Source organism: Vulcanisaeta sp. JCM 16161, assembly GCF_001316285.1.
This window is the reverse complement of record NZ_BBDO01000001.1, coordinates 13,130-38,533: the sequence shown is the minus strand read 5'-3', so window position 1 is coordinate 38,533 and position 25,404 is coordinate 13,130. Positions and strand designations below refer to the sequence as shown.

24 protein-coding genes, 1 tRNA gene and 7 pseudogenes are annotated in these 25,404 nt (G+C 46.5%); 19 read left to right on the top strand and 13 right to left on the bottom strand.

All coding sequences use genetic code 11. The features are described 5' to 3' along the window. Positions 1 to 174 precede the first annotated feature (174 nt). The 8 genes and pseudogenes from JCM16161_RS13455 (at position 175) to JCM16161_RS13440 (ending at position 6,028) form a co-directional block, all read left to right on the top strand. The gene (locus JCM16161_RS13455) at positions 175 to 480 is read left to right on the top strand and encodes a hypothetical protein (protein WP_243668261.1); all 306 of its coding nucleotides are present in this window, start codon (positions 175 to 177) and stop codon (positions 478 to 480) included. Between the two features lie 166 nt (positions 481 to 646). Further along, entirely contained in the window at positions 647 to 850 is a 204-nt protein-coding gene (locus JCM16161_RS00210) for a hypothetical protein (protein ID WP_243668260.1), read from the top strand. 255 nt (positions 851 to 1,105) lie between these two features. Then, complete coding sequence (locus tag JCM16161_RS13450) at positions 1,106 to 1,261, top strand: hypothetical protein (RefSeq protein ID WP_243668259.1); 156 nt, start codon at positions 1,106 to 1,108, stop codon at positions 1,259 to 1,261. A 144-nt stretch (positions 1,262 to 1,405) separates the two neighbouring features. Next, positions 1,406 to 2,062 carry a hypothetical protein gene (locus JCM16161_RS00205; protein WP_054854635.1) on the top strand — a complete coding sequence of 219 codons (657 nt, stop codon included), beginning with the start codon at positions 1,406 to 1,408 and terminating at the stop codon, positions 2,060 to 2,062. Positions 2,063 to 2,110: 48 nt separating this feature from the next. Continuing rightward, a complete protein-coding gene (locus tag JCM16161_RS00200; RefSeq protein WP_054854634.1) occupies positions 2,111 to 2,374 on the top strand; it encodes a zinc ribbon domain-containing protein in 264 nt (87 codons plus the stop codon). A gap of 361 nt (positions 2,375 to 2,735) precedes the next feature. After that, positions 2,736 to 4,571, top strand: a pseudogene (locus JCM16161_RS00195) (phosphoadenosine phosphosulfate reductase family protein). Positions 4,572 to 4,847: 276 nt separating this feature from the next. Next, the gene (locus JCM16161_RS13445) at positions 4,848 to 5,264 is read left to right on the top strand and encodes an aminotransferase class V-fold PLP-dependent enzyme (RefSeq protein WP_243668258.1); all 417 of its coding nucleotides are present in this window, start codon (positions 4,848 to 4,850) and stop codon (positions 5,262 to 5,264) included. A 14-nt stretch (positions 5,265 to 5,278) separates the two neighbouring features. Beyond that, a complete protein-coding gene (locus JCM16161_RS13440) occupies positions 5,279 to 6,028 on the top strand; it encodes an aminotransferase class V-fold PLP-dependent enzyme (RefSeq protein ID WP_243668257.1) in 750 nt (249 codons plus the stop codon). Here the strand turns inward: JCM16161_RS13440 and JCM16161_RS13435 are convergent. Continuing rightward, a pseudogene (locus JCM16161_RS13435) lies at positions 6,018 to 6,722 on the bottom strand (7-cyano-7-deazaguanine synthase). The gene JCM16161_RS13440 and the pseudogene JCM16161_RS13435 sit on opposite strands and share 11 nt — an antisense overlap. Before the next feature lie 94 nt (positions 6,723 to 6,816). On the opposite strand from JCM16161_RS13435, the pseudogene JCM16161_RS00175 reads away from it, so the two are divergent. Beyond that, positions 6,817 to 8,196: pseudogene (locus tag JCM16161_RS00175) on the top strand (MmgE/PrpD family protein). Positions 8,197 to 8,342: 146 nt separating this feature from the next. Here JCM16161_RS00175 and JCM16161_RS13430 read toward each other — a convergent pair. Further along, positions 8,343 to 8,489, bottom strand: coding sequence for a hypothetical protein (locus tag JCM16161_RS13430; RefSeq protein WP_243668256.1), 147 nt, complete (start codon positions 8,487 to 8,489; stop codon positions 8,343 to 8,345). Between the two features lie 78 nt (positions 8,490 to 8,567). Between JCM16161_RS13430 and JCM16161_RS00170 the strand changes: the two genes are divergently transcribed. Both JCM16161_RS00170 and JCM16161_RS00165 read left to right on the top strand, forming a co-directional pair. Then, positions 8,568 to 9,722 (top strand): zinc ribbon domain-containing protein, encoded by a 1,155-nt coding sequence (locus tag JCM16161_RS00170; protein WP_054854631.1) that lies wholly within the window; start codon positions 8,568 to 8,570, stop codon positions 9,720 to 9,722. A gap of 150 nt (positions 9,723 to 9,872) precedes the next feature. Further along, positions 9,873 to 11,491, top strand: a pseudogene (locus JCM16161_RS00165) (DNA topoisomerase VI subunit B). Between the two features lie 91 nt (positions 11,492 to 11,582). On the opposite strand, the gene JCM16161_RS00160 reads toward JCM16161_RS00165, so the two are convergent. Genes JCM16161_RS00160 through JCM16161_RS00155 form a run of 3 tightly spaced genes read right to left on the bottom strand, consistent with a single transcriptional unit; the run spans position 11,583 to position 12,681 of the window. Further along, positions 11,583 to 12,005, bottom strand: coding sequence for a DUF123 domain-containing protein (locus JCM16161_RS00160; RefSeq protein WP_054854630.1), 423 nt, complete (start codon positions 12,003 to 12,005; stop codon positions 11,583 to 11,585). Next, positions 11,999 to 12,214 carry a hypothetical protein gene (locus JCM16161_RS13425; protein ID WP_243668255.1) on the bottom strand — a complete coding sequence of 72 codons (216 nt, stop codon included), beginning with the start codon at positions 12,212 to 12,214 and terminating at the stop codon, positions 11,999 to 12,001. The genes JCM16161_RS00160 and JCM16161_RS13425 overlap by 7 nt, the downstream gene beginning before the upstream one ends. Beyond that, positions 12,211 to 12,681 (bottom strand): hypothetical protein, encoded by a 471-nt coding sequence (locus tag JCM16161_RS00155; RefSeq protein ID WP_243668254.1) that lies wholly within the window; start codon positions 12,679 to 12,681, stop codon positions 12,211 to 12,213. The genes JCM16161_RS13425 and JCM16161_RS00155 overlap by 4 nt, the downstream gene beginning before the upstream one ends. 85 nt (positions 12,682 to 12,766) lie before the next feature. Here JCM16161_RS00155 and JCM16161_RS00150 point away from each other — a divergent pair. From JCM16161_RS00150 to JCM16161_RS00140, 3 genes and pseudogenes are all read left to right on the top strand, one after another. Continuing rightward, positions 12,767 to 13,823 (top strand): annotated as a pseudogene (locus JCM16161_RS00150) (RNA-guided pseudouridylation complex pseudouridine synthase subunit Cbf5). Positions 13,824 to 13,976: 153 nt separating this feature from the next. After that, positions 13,977 to 14,612 carry an SPASM domain-containing protein gene (locus JCM16161_RS00145; protein ID WP_243668253.1) on the top strand — a complete coding sequence of 212 codons (636 nt, stop codon included), beginning with the start codon at positions 13,977 to 13,979 and terminating at the stop codon, positions 14,610 to 14,612. A gap of 22 nt (positions 14,613 to 14,634) precedes the next feature. Then, complete coding sequence (locus tag JCM16161_RS00140) at positions 14,635 to 15,438, top strand: GNAT family N-acetyltransferase (protein ID WP_054854629.1); 804 nt, start codon at positions 14,635 to 14,637, stop codon at positions 15,436 to 15,438. A 51-nt stretch (positions 15,439 to 15,489) separates the two neighbouring features. Here the strand turns inward: JCM16161_RS00140 and JCM16161_RS00135 are convergent. The 4 genes from JCM16161_RS00135 to JCM16161_RS00120 form a co-directional block, all read right to left on the bottom strand. Then, positions 15,490 to 15,596 (bottom strand) — tRNA-Leu (locus JCM16161_RS00135). A gap of 26 nt (positions 15,597 to 15,622) precedes the next feature. Beyond that, entirely contained in the window at positions 15,623 to 16,507 is an 885-nt protein-coding gene (locus JCM16161_RS00130) for a hypothetical protein (protein ID WP_054854628.1), read from the bottom strand. Further along, positions 16,507 to 16,965, bottom strand: coding sequence for a hypothetical protein (locus JCM16161_RS00125; protein WP_054854627.1), 459 nt, complete (start codon positions 16,963 to 16,965; stop codon positions 16,507 to 16,509). The genes JCM16161_RS00130 and JCM16161_RS00125 overlap by 1 nt, the downstream gene beginning before the upstream one ends. After that, complete coding sequence (locus JCM16161_RS00120; protein ID WP_243668252.1) at positions 16,943 to 17,146, bottom strand: hypothetical protein; 204 nt, start codon at positions 17,144 to 17,146, stop codon at positions 16,943 to 16,945. The genes JCM16161_RS00125 and JCM16161_RS00120 overlap by 23 nt, the downstream gene beginning before the upstream one ends. A 231-nt stretch (positions 17,147 to 17,377) precedes the next feature. Between JCM16161_RS00120 and JCM16161_RS13420 the strand changes: the two are divergent. From JCM16161_RS13420 to JCM16161_RS00110, 3 genes and pseudogenes are all read left to right on the top strand, one after another. Further along, positions 17,378 to 17,731: pseudogene (locus JCM16161_RS13420) on the top strand (ABC transporter ATP-binding protein); the annotation flags it as partial. Beyond that, positions 17,731 to 18,174: a hypothetical protein gene (locus tag JCM16161_RS13415; RefSeq protein ID WP_243668251.1), complete on the top strand. Its 444-nt coding sequence runs from the start codon at positions 17,731 to 17,733 to the stop codon at positions 18,172 to 18,174. The pseudogene JCM16161_RS13420 and the gene JCM16161_RS13415, both read left to right, overlap by 1 nt. Continuing rightward, complete coding sequence (locus tag JCM16161_RS00110; RefSeq protein ID WP_054854625.1) at positions 18,174 to 18,971, top strand: ABC transporter permease; 798 nt, start codon at positions 18,174 to 18,176, stop codon at positions 18,969 to 18,971. Before JCM16161_RS13415 ends, JCM16161_RS00110 begins: the two co-directional genes overlap by 1 nt. Positions 18,972 to 18,975: 4 nt before the next feature. Here JCM16161_RS00110 and JCM16161_RS00105 read toward each other — a convergent pair whose 3' ends face one another. The 3 genes from JCM16161_RS00105 to JCM16161_RS00095 are packed head-to-tail and all read right to left on the bottom strand — an operon-like array spanning position 18,976 to position 21,801. Further along, positions 18,976 to 20,175 (bottom strand): MFS transporter, encoded by a 1,200-nt coding sequence (locus tag JCM16161_RS00105; protein ID WP_054854624.1) that lies wholly within the window; start codon positions 20,173 to 20,175, stop codon positions 18,976 to 18,978. A gap of 38 nt (positions 20,176 to 20,213) precedes the next feature. Further along, positions 20,214 to 20,972: an SDR family oxidoreductase gene (locus JCM16161_RS00100; protein ID WP_054854623.1), complete on the bottom strand. Its 759-nt coding sequence runs from the start codon at positions 20,970 to 20,972 to the stop codon at positions 20,214 to 20,216. Between the two features lie 10 nt (positions 20,973 to 20,982). Continuing rightward, complete coding sequence (locus JCM16161_RS00095) at positions 20,983 to 21,801, bottom strand: hypothetical protein (RefSeq protein ID WP_243668250.1); 819 nt, start codon at positions 21,799 to 21,801, stop codon at positions 20,983 to 20,985. A gap of 93 nt (positions 21,802 to 21,894) precedes the next feature. Here JCM16161_RS00095 and prpB point away from each other — a divergent pair, with 93 nt between their 5' ends. Further along, positions 21,895 to 22,839, top strand: a complete 945-nt coding sequence (prpB, locus tag JCM16161_RS00090; protein ID WP_054854622.1) for a methylisocitrate lyase — start codon at positions 21,895 to 21,897, stop codon at positions 22,837 to 22,839. 57 nt (positions 22,840 to 22,896) lie between these two features. Further along, positions 22,897 to 24,884 (top strand): annotated as a pseudogene (locus tag JCM16161_RS00085) (3-hydroxyacyl-CoA dehydrogenase/enoyl-CoA hydratase family protein). On the opposite strand, the gene JCM16161_RS13410 reads toward JCM16161_RS00085, so the two are convergent. Further along, positions 24,885 to 25,391 carry an ABC transporter permease subunit gene (locus JCM16161_RS13410; protein ID WP_243668673.1) on the bottom strand — a complete coding sequence of 169 codons (507 nt, stop codon included), beginning with the start codon at positions 25,389 to 25,391 and terminating at the stop codon, positions 24,885 to 24,887. It lies immediately after the preceding pseudogene. Between the last annotated feature and the right edge of the window lie 13 nt (positions 25,392 to 25,404).

Here is a 25,404-nt window from a genome sequence, read left to right as displayed (position 1 = left end):
AATTACGCATCAATAAAACCGCATTGATATATCCAGGTATTGCAACGATGATACTAGCGATGTACCTCAAGTCATGGCTTATTGTAGCGCCTGGTATTGCGATGGCGGTTTACCCAGCCCTTGCATCAATATTGCAGACTCGATATATTCGCCGGATTTTCAAAGGAAGACTGCATGGATACTACTTGCGCTATCCATTGCCGAGCCTTCACGGGGTTTGGCGCTGGGCCCACGACGTCATCCATAATATATTCGCTAACTTTCGGCGCCTTAACGAGGGGTTTAGCTCTTCAACTACACATACTATTAATTGCGCCATTATCCCTCTTCTTCATACTGCACATAGCCAGTGGAATTGGTCTCGCATTAGTAAGGAGGAGGATTAACTGGAGGCCACTTTATACCTACGTAATACCCTCAATGCTCATAGCGCTTTTCGTAATAGCCATGTACCTTTACAGCCTATTAGTGGTTATTTAGGTAAATCCCCGCACCCACTTTAGGGTGGTACATAGGTTTTTAACTCATTAATTTAATGCGTAGTTAATGAGTAGTGATAAGCAGTCGGTGCAGGCAGGGCAAGGGCAGGTTATTAACCAGGAAATGCTGGTGACGGGTATATTAACGTCGATTAAGCTTAATACAGGTGGTATTGGCGGACCTGGTTAACGATCCGAACCTAAGGAAGATAGTGATTTCATCAATGCTCTCCGTCATAAATGACAGGGAGTTCAGATCGTCACTCAAGGCCTTAATAATTGAGATTTTACGCGACGAGAGTGTTAGGCGTGAACTACGTGACTTCCTAAGGGATGTGGGTAACCCACTACGTCTCTTATTACCTCCGTGAAATTAGGATTAACTTGGGATTTTGTTATTTTTACTATGCCCCGTTCCCCGCATCCCTGCGTTTCTAATCACCTGATCATCTTCGTCGGCCTTCGCCCCATTCTTGGGGCGTCATTGTTCCTGCCCACGGGGCTGGGCACCAACGGGTTCATCGCCACCGCTCCCACCGCTGGGCTTTTCATGACTAGCCTTAGTAACGCTTTATTTAAGCTTTTCTACAGAAAAATTTATTAATTACAACAGTATTTTTGCTGTGATGAGTACAGTTATTTACGCAGAGGGTACGGTGATTGCTGGTGGCGAGAAGGAAATCAGGATTTATATCAAGGGTAAGTTCAGAAACAGACTCAGACCCCTTATTGGTAGGGAAGTTAGGCTCATAATACTGGTGGAGAGTAATGAAGGCATATAGGACATTACTCATCAGGAGACCGTTAAAGCTCTTCACGCAGGAGGAACGTGAGACATTGATTAGGGTATTGACTAGGACTGACGCCCTTGGTAATCTATGGGCTAAGGCTACACCGTATACCCACCTGACTTGGACTCCAGGTTTGTGGATAAGTTCAATTACTTTAGGAGCGAGATTAGCTTCAGTAATGGCGTTAAACCACCAAAGGTATGGTTTACGAGGGTCCATGCAATTCTTAATGTTGGAATTAGAATCAATAATGAGCGTGATCATAGTCAAGGAATATTCCTTGACTTAGCAAGTAATGCGCTTAGGTTTAGGTGGATCATTAAGGGCAAAGCAATAACCATAAACCTCACCGGGGGTGAGACAAAATATGTGCGTGAGAGACTCGATGAGGGTGGCAGGCCCAAGCTGGCGAGGGCCTGGGTTAAGGATGACTTCCTGTACGTCGCAATAACCTTTGAGCGAGATGTTGAGTTGATAAGGCCTAATAATTATGTACTTGCTATTGACGTTAATTCCTGGCGTAATGGCGTTGTTTGGGGATTGATTAAGGATAACTCAATTTCATCCCTCGGCCGTGAGAGACCTTGGCTTAGGCGCATTGATAAGCTTTACAATAGGGTTTTGGAGCTTGAGAAAGAATACGGTAAGTTAAGGAGACTTGGCGCTCATAAGTCCATTAAGGGTAAGAAGGTGTGGCGTGAGGTCAGAATTTTGAAACGTAAGTTATACGCCTATATTAGGGATTATGCGCAGAAGCTTGCGCATAGACTCGTTAAGAAGGCCCTTAATTAAAGGGCTCTCGTCATTATTGATGACTTAATTGAGGAGGGTAGGCGTGAATTGCTTGAGGAGAGCCTTAGCAACGGCTTTGCGAAGCTTTACCTTACCGGCCTAAGGAGGTTCGTAAAATTGCTAACTAACCAGCTTACTTGGTACGGCATTCCATACGAGTTCAAGAGACTACCAAGCACTGCATGTCCGCAATGCGGTCATGAGCTTGAGCGGTCACTTGGTAGGGTAATGATTTGTCCAATCTGCGGCTTCAGAGCTGATAGGGATTTAGTGCCTATACAATGGGCCATGAAGATAATACACGCACCCTAATTCCAGTGACCGTATACTCATTAGGCTTTGTTTATATCAGGGCTTTAAGCCATTAGTTTCTTCGCCTTCTCGATTAATGCTTGTTTTATCGTACTTCGTTTCTCACGTCAGCAGTATTAAGCTTAATCCCGTGTAACTCATTCACGTACAGGAGGTAAGTCTCATTTTAAGGACTCTTCGCTAGATCGAACAACATTGCTTTGCTTTTATTATAGGAGTTTAATAAGTAGATTTAATAAGTAGAGCCCGCAGCTGCTTGATGAGGGGTCACGGCAGAAGTTAATGAGAAACATGAAGTGAGTGCTTCCGGCTTCGTCAAAAGAATTAAATTTATCTTCATTATTCTTAAGCCCGCGGTAAAATGCCCTCAGTGATTTATTGGTGCGATGACTTAAACGTGCCAGTGCTTAGTAAGGACTTGGGGGCTAAACGATGCTCGTCATTAGGTATAGCCAGGATTACGAAGCCCGGCGATGTTAGACCTGCCTTTCCTGCCGATGTTGAGATTACTAGGAGGGCTGTGATTAATGAGTTTGGGAGTGAGGAGTTGGCTAAGTTATTAATACCAGATGATGAGGTCATCCTCCTCAATAAAATACCTGGCTACGCAGACCAAGCTGATGAGGTCATCGTGAGGGTAGAGTGATTGGTCATAGGTTTTATGATATAGAGAGGAGAATGTGGAGGTTTAGGCCCTTGTACGAAGGCGTCACCGAGATGATCAATAGGGGCCTTGGTTACTGGGCCGTAATTAAATTAGACAAGCTTCCCGAGAGATACGATGTTCATAGGGAGTCGATCATTAGGGTAATTTACCCAGCGAGAGGTACGTGCACGTCGCGGTATCTACAGAGGACGGTAAATACCACGGCATCGCTAAGTCGATGAGGGGTGGTAGGCTCAGGATAATCAAGAGCTGGTTGGCAAAGGGGCCACTGCCAAGTCCCAAGCCTAGCACGTTGAAGGATTTCATCGAATTGAACAGGGATTACATAGAGCGTAAGGCCGAGAAAGCCGTGGAATTCCTAAGGAGGGTCTTCAGCGAGTATAAGAAGCCAATCGTGGTCTCGTACTCAGGCGGGAAAGACTCCCTAGTAACCCTCGACCTGGTGGCTAGGACCGGGGTTAAATTCTACGTATTATTTAATGACACGGGTCTCGAGCATCGGAGTCCTATGACAATGTTAGGGAGGTTGCGAAGCTCTATAATGCCGAGTTAATCATAGCCTCAGCAGGGGATAGGTATTGGAAGGCAATTATGGAGTTTGGGCCGCCGGCCAGGGACTACCGCTGGTGCTGTAAGGTCATTAAGCTTGGGCCGATAACCGATGAGATGCTGCGTAGGTTTCCAGGGGGCTTTATCAGCGTTGTTGGTCAGAGGGCCTTTGAGTCGTTCCAAAGGGCTAGGTTGCCTAGGGTCTCGGTTAGTAAGTGGGTTACTAAGGATATTGTTGTTGCTCCAATACAGGATTGGACGGCGCTTGAGGTTTGGGGCTATATATTAATGAGGAACCTGCCCTATAACAAGGCTTATGAGTATGGATTTGATAGGCTCGGCTGCGTTATATGCCCAGCCAATGAGTTGGCGGAACTTGAGGTTGTGCGTGAGAGGTATCCAGGAATTTACACGAGACTTCATGAGGTGCTTAGGGAGTTCTCGAAGAGTCAGGGACTACCAAGGGAGTTTGCTGATTACGGTCTTTGGCGTTGGAGGAGGGGCTTGCCTGGCGATATTCGTGGTCGGGTTAAGGTGAGTTTCAGGGTTGAGTACCCTGTCAAGTTTAATGGTGATGGCAATTCGTTGATTATCAATGTTGATAAGCCCATTAACCTGGTTACCTTCACGGAGTTCCTGAAGATGCTTGGTTCTGTGGAGGGCGTTAATGGTTCATACGTAGTAAGGGGAAAGTTCGGGGAGGCTGAGGTTAGGGTTGAGCAGGGTAGTAACAGGGTAGTGGTCTCCTCGGGCAATAAGGAATTGAGGGTGCACATAGCGGGTTTTGCCGCCAGGGCGTCAATATGCGGTGAGTGCAACCTGTGCATTAATTGGTGCCCAACGAAGGCGTTGAGGCGTGTTGGTCCAGGCCCATCATTCATAGTTGATGAGAGTAGGTGCATAAATTGCCTGCTTTGCTCTAAGGCATGCCCATCGGCCCAGTACCTGGTTTATCGCCGCCCTGAGATTCACGGCGCCTGAGTTTATTGCCTTATTAATTATTTAGTGAGTGTTTTTATTGATGGATAGGGAGGAGCTGTTAAGGCCATTTACCATTTAATTGATTGGTTAGTTAACCCAAGTGAGGAGTTTAGTACAGTACTTCAATACCTAAATGAACTATGCATTGAATTTGGCGCCTGCGTTAAGGTTGATGAGCCGACCAGGGTCTCCGTCATGAAGGCAATAATTGAGATAATAATGGAGTTATTGAGCAGATGCGATAAGAATTAATTCCAATTATTGCTCACTTAATTAATGGGTTGGCTTGAGGAACTTAGGGACAGAATAGAAATAACACGAAGAAAGACCTATCTCGATAATGCTGGGGCCGGCCCATTAACGAAGGACGCGGCTGAGGCAATTACCAACTTCATAAATCTATGGCAGGAGGAGGGCGAACCATGGGAGTTAGCCCTTGACCACATCGTGGAGGCTAAGAGGGTCTTTGCGCAGCTAATTAATGCTCCGTCTTGGCGGAATATCGCTGCCGTGCCAAGTGCGACCTATGGGTTAAATGCGTTGTTATCGGCGATGGAATTTAAGGCTGGTAGTAATGTTGTCGTTAGTCCACTTAACTTCCCAACAGGCATTTTCTCATTCCATGCCCTTAAATCCCGCGGCCTGATTAGGGAGGTCAGGGTTGCGAGGTCCATTAATGGTTACGTGCCTTAGAGGAGTATGAGAGGTTGATCGATGATAACACCGCGGTGGTCTTTGTTGACTATGTTTCCTGGATAACAGGATATAGGGAGAGGATTAGGGAGATTGCCGAGATTGCCCATGCGAGGGGTGCCGTATTAATAAGCGACGCGTTCCACGCAGTTGGTGTTTTACCAATAGACGTTGTTAAGGATGGCATAGATGCCCTTATCACTGGTTCGTATAAATGGTTATTAGGTCCACATGGTGCCGGCTTCGTTTACGTAAACGATGAGTTAATGGATAAGCTTAAGCCTTCCTTGTTGGGTTGGATGGGTATTGATGATAACCAGGTAAGTAGGAGGTTAAGGAATGAGAAGTTATTTGAGAGACCAATAGACATAGGTACGTATGTGCCAGCTAAGGACGCAGCGAGGCTTGAGTGGGGTACGTGGCCGATAATAGCGTTTGAGGGAACATTAGCATCAATGAAGTTATTGCTCAGGTATGAGGTGCCTCATAGGTTTGAGGAGCATACGAAGAGGTTGGTTGAGCGCTTAGCCAATTCACTTGGGGATTTGGGTTTGAGGATAACTACACCGCTTGATAGCCACGCGGCAATACTAACATTTGAGTACTCGGAACCTTACGATCTTGCAGAGTTCCTTAGTAGGAACGGTATTGTTGTTTCTCCAAGACCTGGAATTATCAGGGTGTCTCCGCACGGTTATAATACCATTGAGGATATTGAGAAGTTGATTGATGCATTAAGGATTTATATCAAGTCTAGGACTTAGTTAATGATTTCCTCCTTAATAACCACCAATCCCTCCCACTGCTTATTGCCTCCTCAAGCGGGTCCTTAACGCCTAACTCATCGAATGCCCTTTTCCTGGCCAGGCAACCACTGCATCGGCCACATGGTGTATCGTAATTGTTATGGCATGACCACGTGTACTCAAAGGGTACACCCAACCTGAGGCCCAGCCTAACGACCTCGGTCTTATTTAGCTTGATAGCGGCGCAATGACCCTGAGCTCCTAGCCCTGCCTATGTAGGTCCCTATTGTTAACGCTCTCGAGAACAGCCTCCTGAACTCCCTAGAAGTGTCTGGGAAGTACTTGGTGTCATCAGCGTTGTGGCCTGCCACTATTGTGTCTATACCAAGTATCTCGGCGTAATACGCGGCGACGGCATATATTATTGCGTTCCTCGCGGGTATTGTGCTTGGGTGAGCGTTTTTAAGATGACTTGGTCTCTCCTCCTCACTACTCCACAGTTCATCAACCTCCCTCATGAATGGCAAATCAACCTCGATTAACTTAATATTCGTTAACCTGGCGAGTTCCTTAGCAGATTCCCTCTCACGTTCACCCTGCCTGGGTAATTTATTGATATGGCAATCACGTCGTAACCCCGCGACTTGAGTAGGTAGAGCGCCACGGTTGAGTCAATGCCGCCGGAGAGTAGTACAAGTGCCCTCTTCCTCATTCATTAATGGTCGCATCATTATTATTAATAAGCAGTTTGTGATTGCTCATTGAGGTTATGCATTAAAATCAGGGTATCGCCTAACTAGGTAACTATGGTCAAGGATAGTATTGGTGAGGCCATAATTCATTATGCACTTAATGTTAAGTTTGAGGACCTAGATCAGCAGGTTATTAATGAGGTTAAGCGTAGGGTTCTCGATAGCCTTGGTGTTGCCCTGGCCGCCTTCATGGCCGAGCCTGTCAAGATAGCGAGGAACGTCGCTAAGGGCCATCGGTCAAGCGCTGAGGCAACGCTGTGGGGCACGCTTGACACGTCATCGATTGAGTGGGCAGTGTTTACTAATGCCCTCATGGTTAGGTACCTCGACTATAACGATACGTACTTAAGTAAGGAACCGCTTCATCCAAGCGATATGATTCCCGCATTGTTCGCAGCTGCCGAGTATAGAGGTTGAGCGGTAGGGATTTAATAACAGCCATAGCCACGTCATACGAGATTGGGGTTAGGCTTTGTGATGCGGGTAGTCTTAGGCTTCATGGCTGGGATCACGTTAATTACATAGGCATTGCCGTTACGGCAGGTCTCGCTAAACTCATGGGCCTCAGCGAGGATGAGGCTTTAAACGCATTATCAATTGCCACGGTACCCCATGCAGCCATGAGGCAGTCCAGTTGGTGAACTAAGTCACTGGAAGGCCGCGGCGACTGCCAACTCCTCGAGGAATGCCGTGTTCGCGGTATTACTGGCTAGGGAGGGGTTTACGGGGCCGGATGCACCGCTGAAGGGCGAGATGGGGTTCATAAGGCAGTTACTGGCTGGGGACTTCAATGATAAGTTAATTCTTGACTTGGGCTCAATGCCGAGCCCTAAGAGGATCCTCGACACGTACATAAAGCCGTACCCGGTGGAGTACCATGCGCAGTCGGCTGTTGATGCTGCTAAGATGATTAGGCAGGAGTATGGAAAGGCTGTTGAACCTGACGATGTTGAGTCAATAACGATAGACACATTCAAGGCTGCCTACGACATAATAGTTAAGGACCGGAGAAATGGGACCCAAGGACTAAGGAGACTGCGGACCACAGCCTAATGTGGGTGACTGCGGTGGCGCTGCTCTACGGCACTGTGGAGCTTCATCACTACAAACCCGAAAACATACGTGATCCCAAGGTCCTCTCATTAATAAGGAAGATGAAGGTCAATGTGGATCCAGAGCTTGATAAGCTATACCCATCCGCAATACCCAATAGAATAACTGTTAAGTTAGGATGGTAAGGAATTAACAGCCCGCGTTGACCACCCAAGGGGTCACCCAAAGAACCCAATGACCGATGAGGAGGTTGAGGATAAGTTCAGGAGGTTAACTGATGGTTTATTAACACCAAGTCAAGTCAACACCGTAATAAGCCTTGTAAAGAATCTCGAAAATCTAAGGGATGTGAAACAAATTCTTAAGGCCATAGTCATATAGGCATTTATGGTAATGCTCATTTTACTACGTTAAATCGAATTATAACCTTGTTAATTAAAAATTTATGAATTCCCAATTTCGTACTATGAATACATCGTATTAATTCATTTACGTTTCCTAAGATTTACATCTGAAAGTCTCGCCTTTTAGGTTGTGCAGTCTTCGAATACTATCATGCATACCTTCTTTCCCTTCAACTTTTTCAACGCCTCCACGTTCCCCACGTAGATGTACACGTATTCCCCACCGGGTATTTTCTTGACTGTTATCGTCCCTGTTGCCAGTATTGGCATGAGAACCCTAACTAAACTGCTTTATTTAAATCTAACTCAAGAGAAAGGTTTATTAGAGTTAGGTTAGGAAGCTCCTTAATGGCCGCTGGTGGTGAGGGAGTCCTGACCTTTACCGTTAGGATTAGGGTCAGCCCGGAGCCGGCGGTCATTGACCTGCTCAAGAGGTATAGGACTGCCCTCAACATGGCTATACGCGTCCTCATTGCCAACAATGCCACAAGTATTAGTAAGGCTCATGCTTTACTCTATGATTGGTTGAAGAGTACGTTTAACCTGCCATCTAGAATCGCCATGGATTGCTACCGTGAGGCATTGAGCATTGTCAAGTCCTGGTTGAGGAATCCAAACAAGGGCAAGATACCAACCGTTAAAACGCTTAGGATGTGGCTAACGCCAAATCAAGGCTATCGAGTTAATGGCGATTACGTTGAGTTAATTGGCGGTTATAGGCTCAGGATAATTGGCAGAGACCCAAGGTATGCGGATGCACCAAATAGGGAGGCTAGGCTAGTGTATAGGGATGGTGAAATGTACCTATTCATAACCAGGCAAGTTCCCAAGCCAGCTAAGTACGAGCCCAAGGGCGTACTTGCCGTTGACTTTAACGAGCATAAGATAGTGTTTGGGAATTTCAAAAGCCATATCGAGGTACCCACGCCTATTAGGAGGGCTTTACATTACAGGAGGTTAGCCGAGGAACTGCAAAGGAAGTATTCAAAGTCCAATTACTTGCAGTGGCTTAGGAATGGGCGAATCCTCAATAGGGTTAGGCATTTCCACAGGAGGGCGAGGAGTATTATTGAGGATTGGGCCAGGAGGACTGCCGTGAGGGTTGTCAAGCACGCATTGGTAAGCAATGTGTTAATCGTTAGGGAGGATTTGAACGGCTTAATCAACGCCCTGAGGAGACTACCGAAGTCCCACAGGAGGAACCTGATAATGCTTGGCTATAGGAGGCTGGCTTACTGGATTGATTGGGAAGCCATGAAACATGGAGTTCCAGTTAAGGCTGTTAATCCAAGGGGTTCATCAACCACATGCCCCATTTGCGGAGGCAAGCTCATTAAGGCTGGTTACAGGAGGCTTAAATGCCCAGCCTGCGGTTTTGAGGGTGATAGGGACGTTATTGCAGTCATGAACCTAAGCAAAATGGGGGGTGCGCTGCCCACCCCGACCGCCCGCCCAATGACCAATGACACCACGAGCGAGGGCGGGAACCGAACCGCCCAATAAGGGCGGGGAGGAGGTCAGCTTCGTGAACGTCAGTAATTCTGCCGTGGTGTGGTGGGTTTATGGGTCGTGTTTTTACTGGTTATTGATAACTTTTGCATATTATAAAATGCAAAAAGTTTAAATTGGCTCTCGTCTCCTAGGCTTTAGATCATGGGTACTAACGATATTGTTAAGTTTGAGGCCTTATCGCCGGCTGAGTTCTTTAGGCGTAATCGAGAGATAGCAGGGTTTAGCAATCCGACTAGGGCTGTTTATCAGACGATTAGGGAACTCGTTGAGAATAGCCTTGACGCCACCGAGACGTTTAAGATATTGCCGAGTATAAAAATATACATTGACTATGCTGATCAATCGAGAAATTGGGTCAGCATCTACGTTGAGGATAATGGCATTGGCATACCTGGGGATGAAATACCCAATGTCTTTGGCAGGGTATTCTACAGTAGTAAGTATAGGATTAAGCAGCACAGGGGTATCTTCGGGCTCGGTGCCAAGATGGTTGTCCTATACGCCCAATCAACCACGAACACGCCAATCCTCGTTAGGAGCGCGCCATTGAAGAGTGACGTTATTTATGAGTATCAATTAATGATTGACATTACGAAGAATGAGCCCGTGATCGTCTCACAGAGGACGTTAGAGAATAGGTATGGGTGGCACGGCACGGCGATAAAGGTGGTTCTCGAGGGTGATTGGCCGAAGGCTAAGCGGAGGATTGAGGAGTACCTAAGAAGGACTGCCATGGTTGCGCCGTATGCCGAGTTCGTGCTCAGGGGGCCCGACGATGATGACACAATTAAAATACCCAGGGTAACCACGAAGATGCCCGACCCACCGGAGGAGGGTCTTCCTCATCCCAAGAGTGTTGATGTGGAACTGATAAAGCAACTCATACAGAGGGACCCAAACATGCCCTTGCTTGAATTCCTAGTCGAGAACTTCGACGGTGTTGGCGAGACCATTGCTAAGACATTCCTTGACTTCGTTGGACTGCCGCCAGACATGCCCGTGGGCAAGCTCGTGAATGATGAATTGGTAAATTTCGTGACAAAGATGAGGGAGTTCAATGGGTGGAGGAGGCCCAGGGCTGATTGGCTCTCGCCAATTGGCGAGGACATACTTGCCGAGGGCGTCAAGTTCGTGCTTAGACCTGAGGTTGTATTTACAGTTACTAGAAAGCCGAGTTCATACATGGGCAACCCATTCATTGTAGAGGCTGCGCTTGCCTGGGGTGGGGCTATCGAGCCTAGTGATAAGCCCATCATCTATAGGTTTGCGAATAAGGTCCCGTTAATATACGATGAGGCAATGACGTTGTTAGGAAGATAGTTGATGAGATTGACTGGACCCAGTACAAGGTCAAGTTCCCTGCCCCCCTAGCCATCGTGGTCCATATATGCTCGACGAAGATACCATACGCAAGTGCGGGTAAGGAGGCGATTGCGGAGGTTCCTGAGATAGAGTCTGAGGTAAGGAATGCTGTTAGGGAGGTGGCTAGGAAGCTTAGGCTATACATAACTAGGAAGGAGAAGGAGCAGGAACTACTAATGAAGTACGCAATATTTAGCATGTACGCCGAGGAAGTAGCCAACGCCCTCTCCTACGTGAGTAAGGCAGACCTAGATGAACTGAGGAGTAGCATTAATGCATTGATAAGGGAGAAGCTGAGGATAAGGAGTCTTGAGGAATTACTCACGAATACGGCGAATAACGCCGAGAATGGGGGTAATGAGAACGAGGTTGGTCAGGAACACGAGCCATCATCATGAGGTCTCAGACGCACCAGCAACATCATTAATAAACACAGCGCCAGTGAGTTTATATGATTATCTCCATAATGGCTCAGTAATAATGCTAAGTTCAATAAGCATGTACCTCACGTAATCCCTCATGAATAGCCCGGCTTAATTCATGGAGTACCTTAATAATGGCTTTATCACCCGAGCCAACCCTGAATAAATGCGTCATATCTCTCCTTTTATCGCTATTTCCAAAACCAGGGATTCCAGGAAATTTACTAAGCAATGCCCTGGCCACATCCTCCTCCGCATAGGGCAGTATCATGACGGCTACCTCATCACATACTCCATGCAGGTAATCAACGTGCCAAAACCTCCTATTAATGACCCTACCAAGATGCCTGACTATGCGTGCTGCGCATGCGTTACCGCATGAACCGACATAGGCATAAAACCCATTACTTATTACGAACCTCCTACCCCTGGTTATTACATCACCGCTCCTGCACTTAAATAGGGCCACATAGCTGTGCTCCTTCACCATACATAGGTCACATTAACAACGGCGTTCTCCGGTATCTTGCCATTAATCATCGTACCCGCACTTGCCGGTGGGTAATACTCGGCAACATAGCATGTAAAGCCAAGGGTGAGCACATACGTTGAGTTTGGTAGTATTGGGATAATTAATTGTCCGTACTGACCAGCCTCATAGGCATATGTTGAGCTCTCGTACGTATACACCGCGGTCATGGGTATTGAGGCATTGCCTGGGCCATGACATACACGTAATACGATACCGAACCCTCAATGACCTGGGGATTCGACAACCTATACGTTATTATTAGGTAACCAGGTCCCTTAGTTTCGAAATAAAGTTCCTTAGTTGATTGTAGAGTGTAGCCATTACAGCCTGTTGTTGATAATGTGGCGTTCATGGCCAGGTTACTCGCAATAATCTCCCTATGGCCTAGTGAGCCCTGGTACTGAATCGAGCTTTCATTTGCCATGCACTCATTCAGCTTCTGAAGGAGTGCGGTATACTTAATGAGTAGGTTCGTGTAATTACTCATCAACTCCTCATACTCAGCCGAGTTAACGTAAGAACCGCCCACTGCGGTATTACTTCTGACAATGTATAGCGAGTGTATTGAGTACACAAGCGCTATTGCGAGTACCAGCGTTAGGATTGCCACGCTTAACGCCTTTATACTTGGCACTCGTAGTCTTTACTGTGGGGTAAAATAAAAGTTAATTTGCCGTGTCGCGGAGATAGGCTTTTATAATTTCATAGGACCTGCAATTATGATTGGCGTGTCGTTACCCAATTACTGCAATGAGCCGGAGATCCTCGTTAGGATACCCAACGAGCAGACAAACCCAGAGTGGGGTATGCCACCGGAGAAGAGGCCCATGGATCTATACCTTAAGTACGGCTTTGTGGTGATCGATAAGCCAAGGGGGCCGACGAGTCACGAGGTGGCTGCCTGGGTTAAGAAAATGCTTAATCTCGATAAGGCTGGTCACTCAGGGACTCTCGACCCAAGGGTCTCGGGCGTATTGCCCATAGCGCTTGGTGAGTCAACAAAGGCAATGCCCGCAATAAACACACTGGATAAGGAGTACATAATGGTCATGAAGCTTCACGGTGATGTTGATGACGAGAAGTTGAAGGCCGTGCTCAGGGAATTCACCGGCGCCATTTATCAGAGACCGCCATTAAGGAGTGCTGTTAAGAGACAGTTGAGGATTAAGCACGTTTATGAACTTGAGCTTCTCGAGAGGATGGTAAATACGCATTGATTAGGATGAACGTGGAGTCCGGGACCTACGCTAGGAAACTCGCCTACGACATCGGCGAAGTACTGGGAGTCGGCGCTAACATGAGGGAGCTAAGGAGAACCAGGGTTGGGTGCTTCACAGAGAAGGAGGCGGTTACACTCCAGGACCTTAAGGATGCGTACACACTCTATAGGGATTACGGTGTTGAGGATTTACTGAGAACCTACGTGAAGCCCGTTGAGTACATGGTTAGGCACCTACCAAGGTCTGGATTAGGGACTCGGCGGTCGATGCGATATGCCACGGCGCAGCGCTGGCAGTGCCCGGCATTGTTAAGCTAACGAACAACATTAGTAAGGGGTCGCTCGTGGCAATAATGACGTTAAAGAATGAATTAGTTGCTCTTGGTTATGCGGAGATGGCTAGTGATGAGATAATGAAGGCGCAGCGGGGGATCGCTGTTAAGACGACGAGGGTGATAATGAAGAAGGGTACGTATCCCCCAATGTGGAAGCGAAAGAAGGCTGAGGGAAAGACTGAAGAAAAGTCGCAAGGCTCTGAGGGCGTGTCACAGCAATAGCTTTATTATTTCTACTCATAGTTAACTCACTGATTGATGAGAATTGAGGGTCAACTGACCCGGTGAGGAACAGCGGATCACCTGATCCTCCTTTCGATATCTGTAATTTAAACTGGAACGCGTAATTTCGAGAGGGCTATTAGGGCTATTAACGTGCTTAAGGAGATCGGTATTGCCGTATCGTTGTCATACACGGTGATGCCTGACAATGCTTATTATGTCGTGGACATGGTTAGGTTAGCTGAGAAACTGGGAATCCCTGTGCTCACCTTCATACGCGTTCAGGAGTTTGGTGGGGCTCGTGAAAACGGTCTATCGCTTAATAACGAGTTGGCGAGGATGGTAATCAATGAGCTACTGCGGATTAGGACTAGTGTTAAGCTTGTCCTGAATGGCTTTAGGTTCAGCCTTAGTGATTTATATAATGCGTATAGAAAGTCTAAGGAGAGACTTAATGCCCTTAAAATCATTAATTACTCAACATGCCCTGCGGGCAGGAGTAGATTCGTAATAGACTCAGACGGTAGTATCTATGGGTGTGAATTAACCATGAGTAGGGAATTCTATGAAGGTAATGCGCTTAGGGATGACTTAAAGGGAATTTGGAGGGATGGCTTTAGGTCATTTAGAGGTAGGAATTATGAAGTTATAAAGCCGTGCAACACCTGCCCAATGGCTGATTTATGCAGGGCAGGTTGCCCCGTCAGGGCATTTGCGGTATTCGGCTCCGTGAATTCACCTGACCCTTATTGCCCAGTCATTAAGGAACTGATTAATAAATCCAGGTAATGACTACTCCCTAACCAAGGAAATGATTATCGACGTATTCAAGGAGTTAAATAGGGACGTACTTAGCCTGATTAAAAGGGCCTATTTAATGGATCCTGTTAGGTACGCCTACCTCTACTACGACATTACCTACTACCCAGAATTCACGGAGGTTTACCTAAATTTAGTAGGTAACGAAATAACCGGCTACCTACTAATATTCAGGGGATTACCGTACATGGCAATTCACGTAATCGGCAATGCACCCATTAACATGCTTGACGAGACTTCATTAAATAATCGCCTAATGATCTATGCGGAGACCGAGCCTAAGTACGTAAACAGCCTAGCCAATAAACTATCCAGTAGGGGCATGGTATCACTATCCAGAGGTCTAACAATGATTTGCCAGGGAAGCACGTTCAGGGAGTTCGTAATTCACGGTAACGCTGTAATTCATAAATTATCAATTAATGATATTGGCGAGTTCCTAAGGATTAAAAGCATCCAGGGAACACGGATAAGTAAGGCTGAGGCGCTGACCAGGTTATCATCACCCCATTGGCATTACTACGGTCTATCCATAAACAATGAATTAGTGGCTATTGCAGGCACATACCTAAAGCTGCCAGAGATTTGGGTAATAGGTGACGTATTCACAGCACCTAATCATAGAAATAGGGGCTTCGCAAAGGCCGTAGTATCAGCAGTCACCAGAGACGCAATTAACGCCGGCGCAACGGCAATGCTACACGTAGATGAAGACAACACACCAGCAATCAAGGTCTACAAAAGACTCGGTTACTTAACAGTTCAGCACATCATAATAATTAAATTAACTATGTAAAATAATAATCAAAGCATGAAAACAACACGGCACCGAAAATCACCCAGTTTTTGGTGCGGGGGGTGGGATTTGAACCCACGCAGGCCTTCGCCAACGGGACCTCATTGCGGGGATTGTTATCCTACCCGCCCCCTTTGACCTAGCTCGGGCACCCCCGCCGGCTCAATAGTTCATTAACTGCGATTTAAAGTTTTCCACTATTGTTCTGTCCGCAAGAATTAATCTCCATGGGTGCTAAGCTTAGAATAGCCTTGACTAATTCCTTTTTATTTCTGGATTTCTCATATCTTTTACAAATTATATTCAATATTTGCGGTTTAAGTTCTTGAAATATATCATTACCTATTATTTCTGAGATTGGTATTACCAGCGCATAAGTATTGCCCCATTTCTGTATGTGCATTACTTTTTCATTGAGAATACTTCTCAAAATGTTAATTGTATTCTTAGCCTTTTGGAGTTCTTTGAATCTTTTAACTAATAGTATTTTTCCCTTTTTAATAAATATCGAAAAGTTGATTCCATAAAGTCTCACTTGCCTTATTTTACGATTTATATTCATATTTGCCATCTTTATTATGTTATTCCACTTCTCTGTATTAAGTATGGTTAGCATATCTGCCATTATTGATGGTGTCTTGCTTACTATAATTTTTGATAATAAAATGGCGTTTGTGGAATTAAATCGAATTCTTATTACATTGCTTGATGAGGTCTTGTCATCTATTGACCACATTATCTTCTCTGGTGAATTATAGTTCAGTTTCTCAAGTATTTCCTCCCATGGCTTAATGTCTGATGCGGCGATGATTAGCCTTATTTCTCTATGCTTTGAAGATACATAACCGTCTCCAAGAATGAATGATAATAAGTAACGCACAATTTCCTCCTTCGCCAGGTCTTTGGCTATTTGAAGCGCTTCCCTCCAATGATAGGATAAAGTCCTCATTTTCCAAACAATTTCGGTTTTGTTAGGCTTCACGCTTAATGCCGACACCTTAATCGAGGAGTCCCCATGAAATAGCAGAAGCCCTAAAATAAGTTGCCATAGGTGCGTTGTGCTCATCATCAGCTTATTACTAGCATACCCATATCTGATGTCTCAAAACCTAACTGCTCTGGCGTCATGTCAATGCCCCATATATCCTGAACATGGATCTTCGCACTTTTTATCCCGTGGAAGCTAATTCGAACTATGATTGATGAATTTATCTCCTGTACCGTTAACCTTACATGATCGCCCTTGATAATTACGGTAATTCCTGTTCTCGTTTTCCTAACCATTACATCACTGTATTTTATTGTCTTGATTATCTCATCATGCGCCTTACTCCAAAACCTTATCAAATTCTTATCTACGTAATTTTTAATTCTTTCAATTACTCCTTTAATTACATAAATAATAGAGTCATTATATTTACCTCTTAGCATTTCAATATTTTTCTCGATATTCTCAAGCTCGCTTTCGCATCTCATAATCCATGAACCATTTAAAACATGATCCTTAATTCTTTTTTTCAGCTTCACTTATTAACTCCTTAACTTTACCAATTATTTCTGGGTCATCTACTTCAGTGCCGCACCTGTATTTCTTACCTCTTTTACCACCAACACCCCAACAAATAATTCTACCATTATCTCTAAGGTATTCCTTACTGGCTTCATTGCTGGACGCTTTTTGATCTTGGATAAGGTGCATACTAATCATAAGCCTCAAAATAATTAATAAAGTACTAAAGTCATTAAGCGCATTAATTACCTAATTAATTAATGAGATATCTAACGTTAATGTTTATTCTTAAATGCATGGGGAGAAAGTGTTATTAATGTTGTTTTCGATAACGGCTTCGTGTCCGCTGTTCTCTATGATCACGTTACTAAGGGGTTTGGGCGTATTGTGGCTGTTGAGGATGTTTACCTTGAGGTTCCCGAGGGTAGGATTGTGGCGCTCGTGGGTCCTAATGGCGCTGGTAAGACGACAATGCTTAGGCTTGCGGCTGGCATACTTACCCCTGACAGTGGTAGGGTTCTCATTTATGGTTATGATGCAACTAGTGTTAGGGCTAAGAGGAGGGTTGGGTTTATGACACCCATGGATCGTGGGGTTTACTGGAGGTTGACAGCCATGGACAACCTGGTCTTCTTCGGCACGCTTTACGGCTTATCGCTCAGGGAGGCTAGGGAGAGGGCTAGAGAGTTACTGGAGGAGTTGGGGCTTAGTGGGAGGGCTCATGATTGGGTTGCCACGTATAGTACGGGCATGATGAGGAGGCTTGAGATTGCAGGGCATTAATGCATGACCCAGACATATTACTGCTCGATGAGCCAACAAGCGGTATAGACATTGACGCTAAGCATAATATTCTCAATTTCATTAGAAGCCTCAGGGGTAGGAAGACCATAGTGCTTGCCTCCCACGATCCTCAGGAAATCGAACTAGCCGATATGGTTGTGTACATAAACAGGAGGATTTTGAATGAGTCACCGGCCCTTAAGATTGTTAAGGTACTCGTTAAGGGCTCCATGGACGGGCTTAACGGCTTTAGCGTGGAGAGGGTTGGGAGTGATGAATACGTGATTATCGCCACCATAGATAGGTTTAATGAGTTGATGAGTAGGTTGGCTACGTATGATGGTAGGATCAGGGTAATGGATATCGATGTTGAGGTTGCGGTGGCTGAGGGTAATGCCAGGAGGATGGAGAGAGTTATGAGGAGGAGGGAGGGGTGGTTGTGATGGGTATTATCGATAGGCTATACAGCTTTGTTGTGATTAGGGGTTGGAAGATGTGGGTTTCGTATAAGACGCAGGTGGTATTAACAATGATTAATTGGGTTATTCCAGTGTTTGTATACTTCTTTATTGGTGTTACCCTGGGGTTTGGGAGGTTAAGTACCATTAGGGATTACACAGCATTCATGGTAATCGGCACGGCATTCCAGGGATACTTCTCTGCATCAGTGACGACGCTGGCCGGTCGTATTAGGAATGAGGAGTTGATCGGAACCCTGGAATACCTAATAGCGGCGCCACTGAGGCCCATGACGCTGATGATGTATAGCACCGTGTGGGGATTAGTAATAAACTCGATAAGCGCGGTCACGGTCCTATTGATTGGTCTCGGTCTCGGAATATCATATAAAGTAAATGCGCTCGCCACAATCACATTCCTAATACTTTACCTGGCATCAATAATTGGGCTAAACTTAATTGCGGGCGCTGTTGTCCTGATAGTTAAGCAGGGTAATCCCATAGCCCTATTCACCTCAGTGGCCTCGAACCTACTGGGTGGTGTTGTGTTCCCAATCTCGGTACTGCCAACATGGCTCAGGTACATAAGCTACTCGCTATCCCTAACCTGGGCATTGTCGGGGCTTAGGGGCGCAATGCTCAGTGGCTACGGTATACAGCAACTCCTTAATTACCTATGGCCGCTGGCCACCCTAGCCCTGGCATACATTGTGATTGGAGTTGCCCTGTCCAACTACGCCTTCGCGAGGATACTCAGGGAGGGCTCAGTACACATGTACTGAGTTCTCATACCCGTTCCCCTGCTTGGTAAGTCCTACTGTCATAATTCCTAAAGAATACGTAGTAAAGAACTGGATCAAGCAGCGCAATGATTCCTCCCAGAATCATTGACAGCGAGAACTCGGCATAGTCCATTAACAAACCAGCTATGGTACTGCCCAGGCCATATGGAACCCTACGCGCAAGCCCGGTTATTGACAACCCCCGCGCCCTCTCATCCTCATTAATTAACTCCATAGATAATGATTGACGTAGTGGTATCGTTATCATGTAAAGCGCAACCCTAATTACGTAGAGCGCCGCATCAACTATGAATATTGGCACGAGGGCCATCACGATAAATAAGGACACCGAAAGAAACCTGAGGAGTGATATGGCCCTTACACGGCCCATGAGACCCTCGACCCTCCTGGCCATTAATGTTAGGATTATTGAAACAACGTAAGAGGCGGTATACACCTCATTAATCTCGATCTCACTGGCGTGCAGGAATAACCTAAACCATAATGGCAGCAGTGGCGTAACCATGCCAAGGCCCAGGCTTCCCAGCGACCCCGCAATGGCTATTCTCGTTATTGGCCTTGACGACTTCCTAGGAAGAACTTCATTAATACTAAGGGACCTAACGCGAGGCCTATCTCTCCTGACAGGGGCGAGTAGGGCTAGTGATACAGCGCTTAGCACCAGGGATAACCTAAAGAGTGCTAGGTCACCAAGGCCGATGCTCAGCACTACGTAGGATATTAAAGAGCCCGCTAATGATGAGAGTAACGATATTGACGTGGTGAAGCTGAAGATCCTCGTCCTCTCCATAGGCCCTGTATTGTCAGCCAGTAATGATGTTTGTAGGGGAGCCACTGGCCCGCCACCAGCTCCTCCTCCACTGGCACTACCTGTTGTTGTTCCGAATATCGACGTTATGAAGAGCAGGGCTTTATTATTCGTCACGCTGAATATCGCCATGGAAATCACGAATAGGCTAGACATTATGATAAGGGCATCCCTCCTCCCCATCAGGTCTCCAAGGAACCCAGAAATAAGCACTAGGGTTGCTGAGGATATTGAGGCTACGAAGAAGTAAAGCCCCACGAGGGTTGCCGAGAACCCAATGGACTTTAGGTATAGCGGTATTATGAACGTTAAGTACCCAAAGGCTAGGCTCCTAATGGCTCTGGACGCGATTAATAACGCGATATCCCTACGCATTCGGCATTACACCGCAAGGATGCTTATTAAGGGAGTGCCTAATCACAGGCCGTACACTCACCGCCATCGATTACTATTGCGTGTCCCGTTATGAATGATGAGTCATCACTAAGTAGGAAGACTACGGCCTTAGCCACCTCCTCGGGCCTGCCGAGCCTGCCCATAGGTATGTAACTAATTAATCTCTTAACCTCATCATCGCTCAACCAATTAATCCAGCCGGTCTCGATACTACCAAGAACTACGGCATTCACCCTAATCCTTGGCGCCAATGAGAGGGCCATGGACTTCGTGAGGGCTATTATCCCGGATTTAGCAACTAGGTAGGGTATGCCGGTGGTATCGCCGGTCCTTGCGGTTATTGAGGCTACATTAACTATGGAACCACCATCCCGCATCAACTCAATGCCAAACTTACTGCATAGGAATGTGCCCTTCAAATCAACATTAATGACCTCCTCAAAATCATTCCAAGACAATTCATGGAATTTCTTATTCCATATAATTGCGGAGCCATGTCCGGCGTTATTAACTATTCCGTGCAATACCCCGTAATCCCTCCTAATTAATTCAAACATTGACCTAACCTCATCCTCCCTTGATACGTCAGCCCTAACTATGGATGCGTCAAAGCCGCTCCTCCTCAGCTCAAGCATTAATTCCTCGGCCTCCTTGGACGAGGACCTGTAATTTATTATTACCCTGGCTCCCTCCTCAGCGACTGCCCTGGCTATAGCCCTACCAATTCCCCTGGAAGCCCCAGTAACCAGTATCACCCTATCCCCAAGTTTACCCATTACCGACTTATTAAATGTCCGCGGTAAAAGGCATTGCTCCTTTTCTCACCTTTTTTTGATTCATCCCGAGCCTCTCCCCTATTGCTCTTTTTAACTCATTCAATTTATCAAGAACGCCCTCACGCCGAGCCCTATCAATTAAGTAATTCCAATCCACATTACCCCATTGAGCAGCCAGAACCGCCGCAGCCCTCTCACAATCTGCGTCTGAAGACCAGTAAACACAGGCGTTTAAGCTCGTAACTACATTATCCTCAGGTGACTCGACATAAATATGCCCATCGCCCACCCTCAACATCTTAACCCTGCCCACATAGGTCACCCCAACCACGTCCAAGGCCAAAACGCCGAAGTGATCGCTAACCCATACCCTGCCCTCCCTCCTCGCATTTATATGGCTTAGCTCCTCATAAAGTATATCCATGGCTCTCTCCGAATTCCTAGAGTCAATAATTACATCAATATCCCCGGTCCTATAAACACCGCCACTATATAGCTCTGCGGCAAAGCCGCCGACAATTACGACCCTACCCACGCCCTCAGACTCAAGCCTGCCATTAACCCTCGCCAGGAAACTCAGTAATGAGTCTCCCTGCCCACCATCAACCTTAATGGCCATTAATGCGCAATCATCATTAACGCAATTAATAAGGTAGCGGGTGAATAATGACCAGTCATTGATGATCAGGTACTCCCTGTTGATACGTACATACCCCCTACTCATTACGGCATGTGATAGATCTATAATTAATTCAAGTCTCTCCTTAGCTCGATCCCGCGGTAATCTACGTATACCCCTACTATTAAATATCGACCTAATACTACGCATTACGACATCAATTATAATGGTTAGGCGGTAATAAAGCTGAGTCTTAATTAATCATGGAATTACTTATTAAGGGATTATTGATTAAGCGTTATGATGGATGCCGTATTATTAAGAAGGAATAAGAGGGATCCCAGGGAGGTTAGGGCCTGGTTTAGGGAGAGGTTGTCGAAACCGGGCATTGTAATTGCGCCAGGGGCTTTTGACGCATTCGTTGCTTTAATGATTCAGCAATTGGGCTTTGAAGCGCTTTACGTCTCTGGCGCGGCCTTCAGCAGCTCCCTGGGTCTGCCTGACCTCGGCGTATTCACCCTCGATGAATTGGTCAGGTTTACCAAGTATATTACGGATGCCGTGGACATACCCGTCATTGTCGATACAGATACGGGCTTTGGTGAGACGCTGAACGTCGTTAGGACAGTGAGGGAATTCGAGTCGATAGGGGCCTCAGCAATTCAAATAGAGGATCAGGAACTACCAAAGAAGTGCGGTCACCTTAGTGGCAAGCATGTGGTTTCCGCGGATGAGATGGTTAAGAAGATTAAGGCCGCTGTTGAGGCTAGGAGGGATGAGAATTTCCTAATTATTGCTAGGACGGATGCCCGCGGCGTTTATGGCCTTGATGAGGCTATTTGGAGGGCTCAGGCGTACGTTGAGGCTGGGGCGGACGTAATATTTCCCGAGGCTCTTGAGAGTAAGGAGGAATTTGCAAGGTTTGCCAGGGAGGTTAAGGCTCCATTGCTTGCCAACATGACGGAGTTCGGTAAGACGCCCTACATAACGGCTAAGGAGTTTGAGGAGATGGGTTATAAAATCGTGATATTTCCAGTAACGACATTTAGGGTTGCCATGAAGGCCGTTAGGGATGCGTTGATTGAGCTTAAGGAGAAGGGTACCCAGAAGGGCCTTCTTAATAAGATGATTACTAGGCAGGAGCAGTATGAGGTAATTCATTACTGGGATTATGAGAATTGGGATAAGGACCTGAACGAAAGAGTAAGTAGGGAATTCGCAGGCAAGCTAAGGCTTAAGGAGCAGTAAAGCCACGTGAGGCATGGTAATATTAAATAAACCCTTAGTTAAAATCACACACTTAATATGTCAAGCTTGGGCATTAAACGGGTTGCCGTGCTAGGTGCCGGCACAATGGGTCATGGCATAGCCGAGGTCTTTGCAATGGCCGGCTTTGAGGTGAACCTCATGGACATATCCGATGATATACTAAGGAATGCCCTCAATAGGATTCGGGATAGTCTCGAGAGACTCAGCAGGAGGGGTGAGTTGAGGGAGAGTGTTGATTTAATAATGTCTAGGATACGCACGACCACGAAGATTTCCGAGGCCGTTAAGGACATCGACTTCCTGGTCGAGGCCGTGCCCGAAAACGCCGATTTAAAGAAGAACATATTCAGGGAGGCCGATCAACACGCACCGCCCCATGCCATATTCGCGTCTAATACGAGTACCATACCAATAACGGAGCTCTCCGAGGCCACGTCACGTAAGGAGAGATTCATAGGCATGCACTTCATGAATCCACCACCGCTCATGAAGCTCGTGGAGATAACGAGGGGTAGATACACGAGTGATGAAACGGTTAATATAACCGTCCAGTTAACCAGGGTATTAAATAAGGAGCCCGTCGTCGTTAATAAGGACGTACCGGGATTCATAGTTAATAGGGTCTTGTTTAGGGTTATGCTTGAGGCTTGTCGTGAGGTAACACAGGAGGGCGTTAGAATAATTGACCTGGACGCCATGGCGAGGAACGTCCTCGGCCTACCAATGGGGCCATTTGAATTGCTTGACTACATAGGCCTCGACACAAGCCTCTTCATTGTTAAGGCAATGACCGAGAGAGGATTTAAGGCTCATTCCTGCCCGTTACTCGAGGAGTTGGTGGGTAAGGGTAAGCTTGGCGTTAAATCCGGCGAGGGCTTCTATAAGTATCCAGGGCCTGGGCAGTACGTGAAGCCGAGGATATTGCCTGAGCAGGGACTTGAGCTCGACCCGGTTAGGTTAATGGCGCCCGCCATCAATGAGTTGGCGTGGCTCGTTAGGGAGGGCGTGGCTACCGTGGATGACATTGATAAGAGCGTGAAGCTTGGCCTTAATTACCCGTGGGGATTATCCGATTTCGCGGACGAGGCTGGTATTGACAATATCGTTGATGCCTTAACACAACTTAAGGGTGTCAGTGGTTGGGAGGAGTATGAGCCTGACCCATTACTGATTAGCTACGTTAAGGAGGGTAGGTTGGGCAGGAAGAGTGGTAGGGGTTTCAGGGAATACCCCGAGGTTGAGTTCAGGAAGTATGAGGAGGTGATGCTCAGGATTGACCACCAAGTGCCTGGATAGTACTGAACAAGCCCGATAAGTTGAACGTGCTAACCCCAAGGATGGCTGATGAAATAGTTAATGCATTGAGGAGTGTTGAGGATGACCCTAGGGTCAAGGTTGTGGTTATCACGGGTAGTGGTAGGGCGTTCTGCGCAGGTGCTGACATTAATCAGTTCCAGAATGCAACACCAATGCAGATGTTTAAGGCGATGAGGCATTACCACTCAATGACTCTTGAAATTGAGTACTATACGAAGCCCGTGATAGCCGCCATAAATGGCTATGCCCTTGGTGGTGGTTTAGAGATTGCAATGGCCTGTGACATCAGGATTGCGAGTGAGAATGCATTGCTTGGTCAGCCCGAGATTAACCTGGGCATAATACCAGGTGCAGGAGGTACCCAGAGATTGACCAGGTTGACGAACCTGGGCATTAGTAAGGAGTTAATCCTCACGGGTAGGCAGGTAAGTGCTAAGGCTGCGCTTGAGTATGGCATTGTTAATAGGGTTGTGCCTAAACATGCGCTTGATTACGAGGTGATGAGGTGGGTCAAGGAACTGGCATCAAAGCCCCCATTAACACTCATGCTTGCCAAGTACGCAATTAACTATGGCTATGAGGCCCCAATATGGAGTGCGTTAAGCAATGAGGCTTCGTTGTTTGGCGTAGCCATATCGACCAGGGATGCGCAGGAGGGTGTCAGGGCCTTCCTAGAGAAGAGGAAACCAAGGTTTACAGGTGAGTGATCACCAAAGTCTAAACCGGGTGGTTCCACCACTTATTAATTCAATAAGTACTATAATTATTATGGAAATGATTAATGATGCAGATGCATAGCCAAGGGCTAGGGGTAGGCCGTAGACCTCGTATGAGTACCAGATAAGTGTTGGCAGTGGGTACACGTAGTTAAACAGTGGTGGGTTAACTACATAATAGGTTAGGATGACTATTGAACCAAACTCACTGATTGACCTGCCCCACGCGAGTAGGAATGAGGACACCAACTCCCTACGTGTCATTGGAATAACAACCCTCATAAAGACACCCCACTGGCTAAGCCCTAGGGTTAGGCCCACATATTCATAGACAGGGTCAAGATTATCAAATACCTGCCTAATGGCCCCAATGGTGATTGGCGCTGAGACTACGAAATAGGCAGCGACCAAACCCCATATCGTGTCCACAAGCGGTAACTTACGTATTATGGGTATTGGCGATATTGGCGAAACAAGTATTAGGAGCGATAAACCAATTATGGTATGGGGT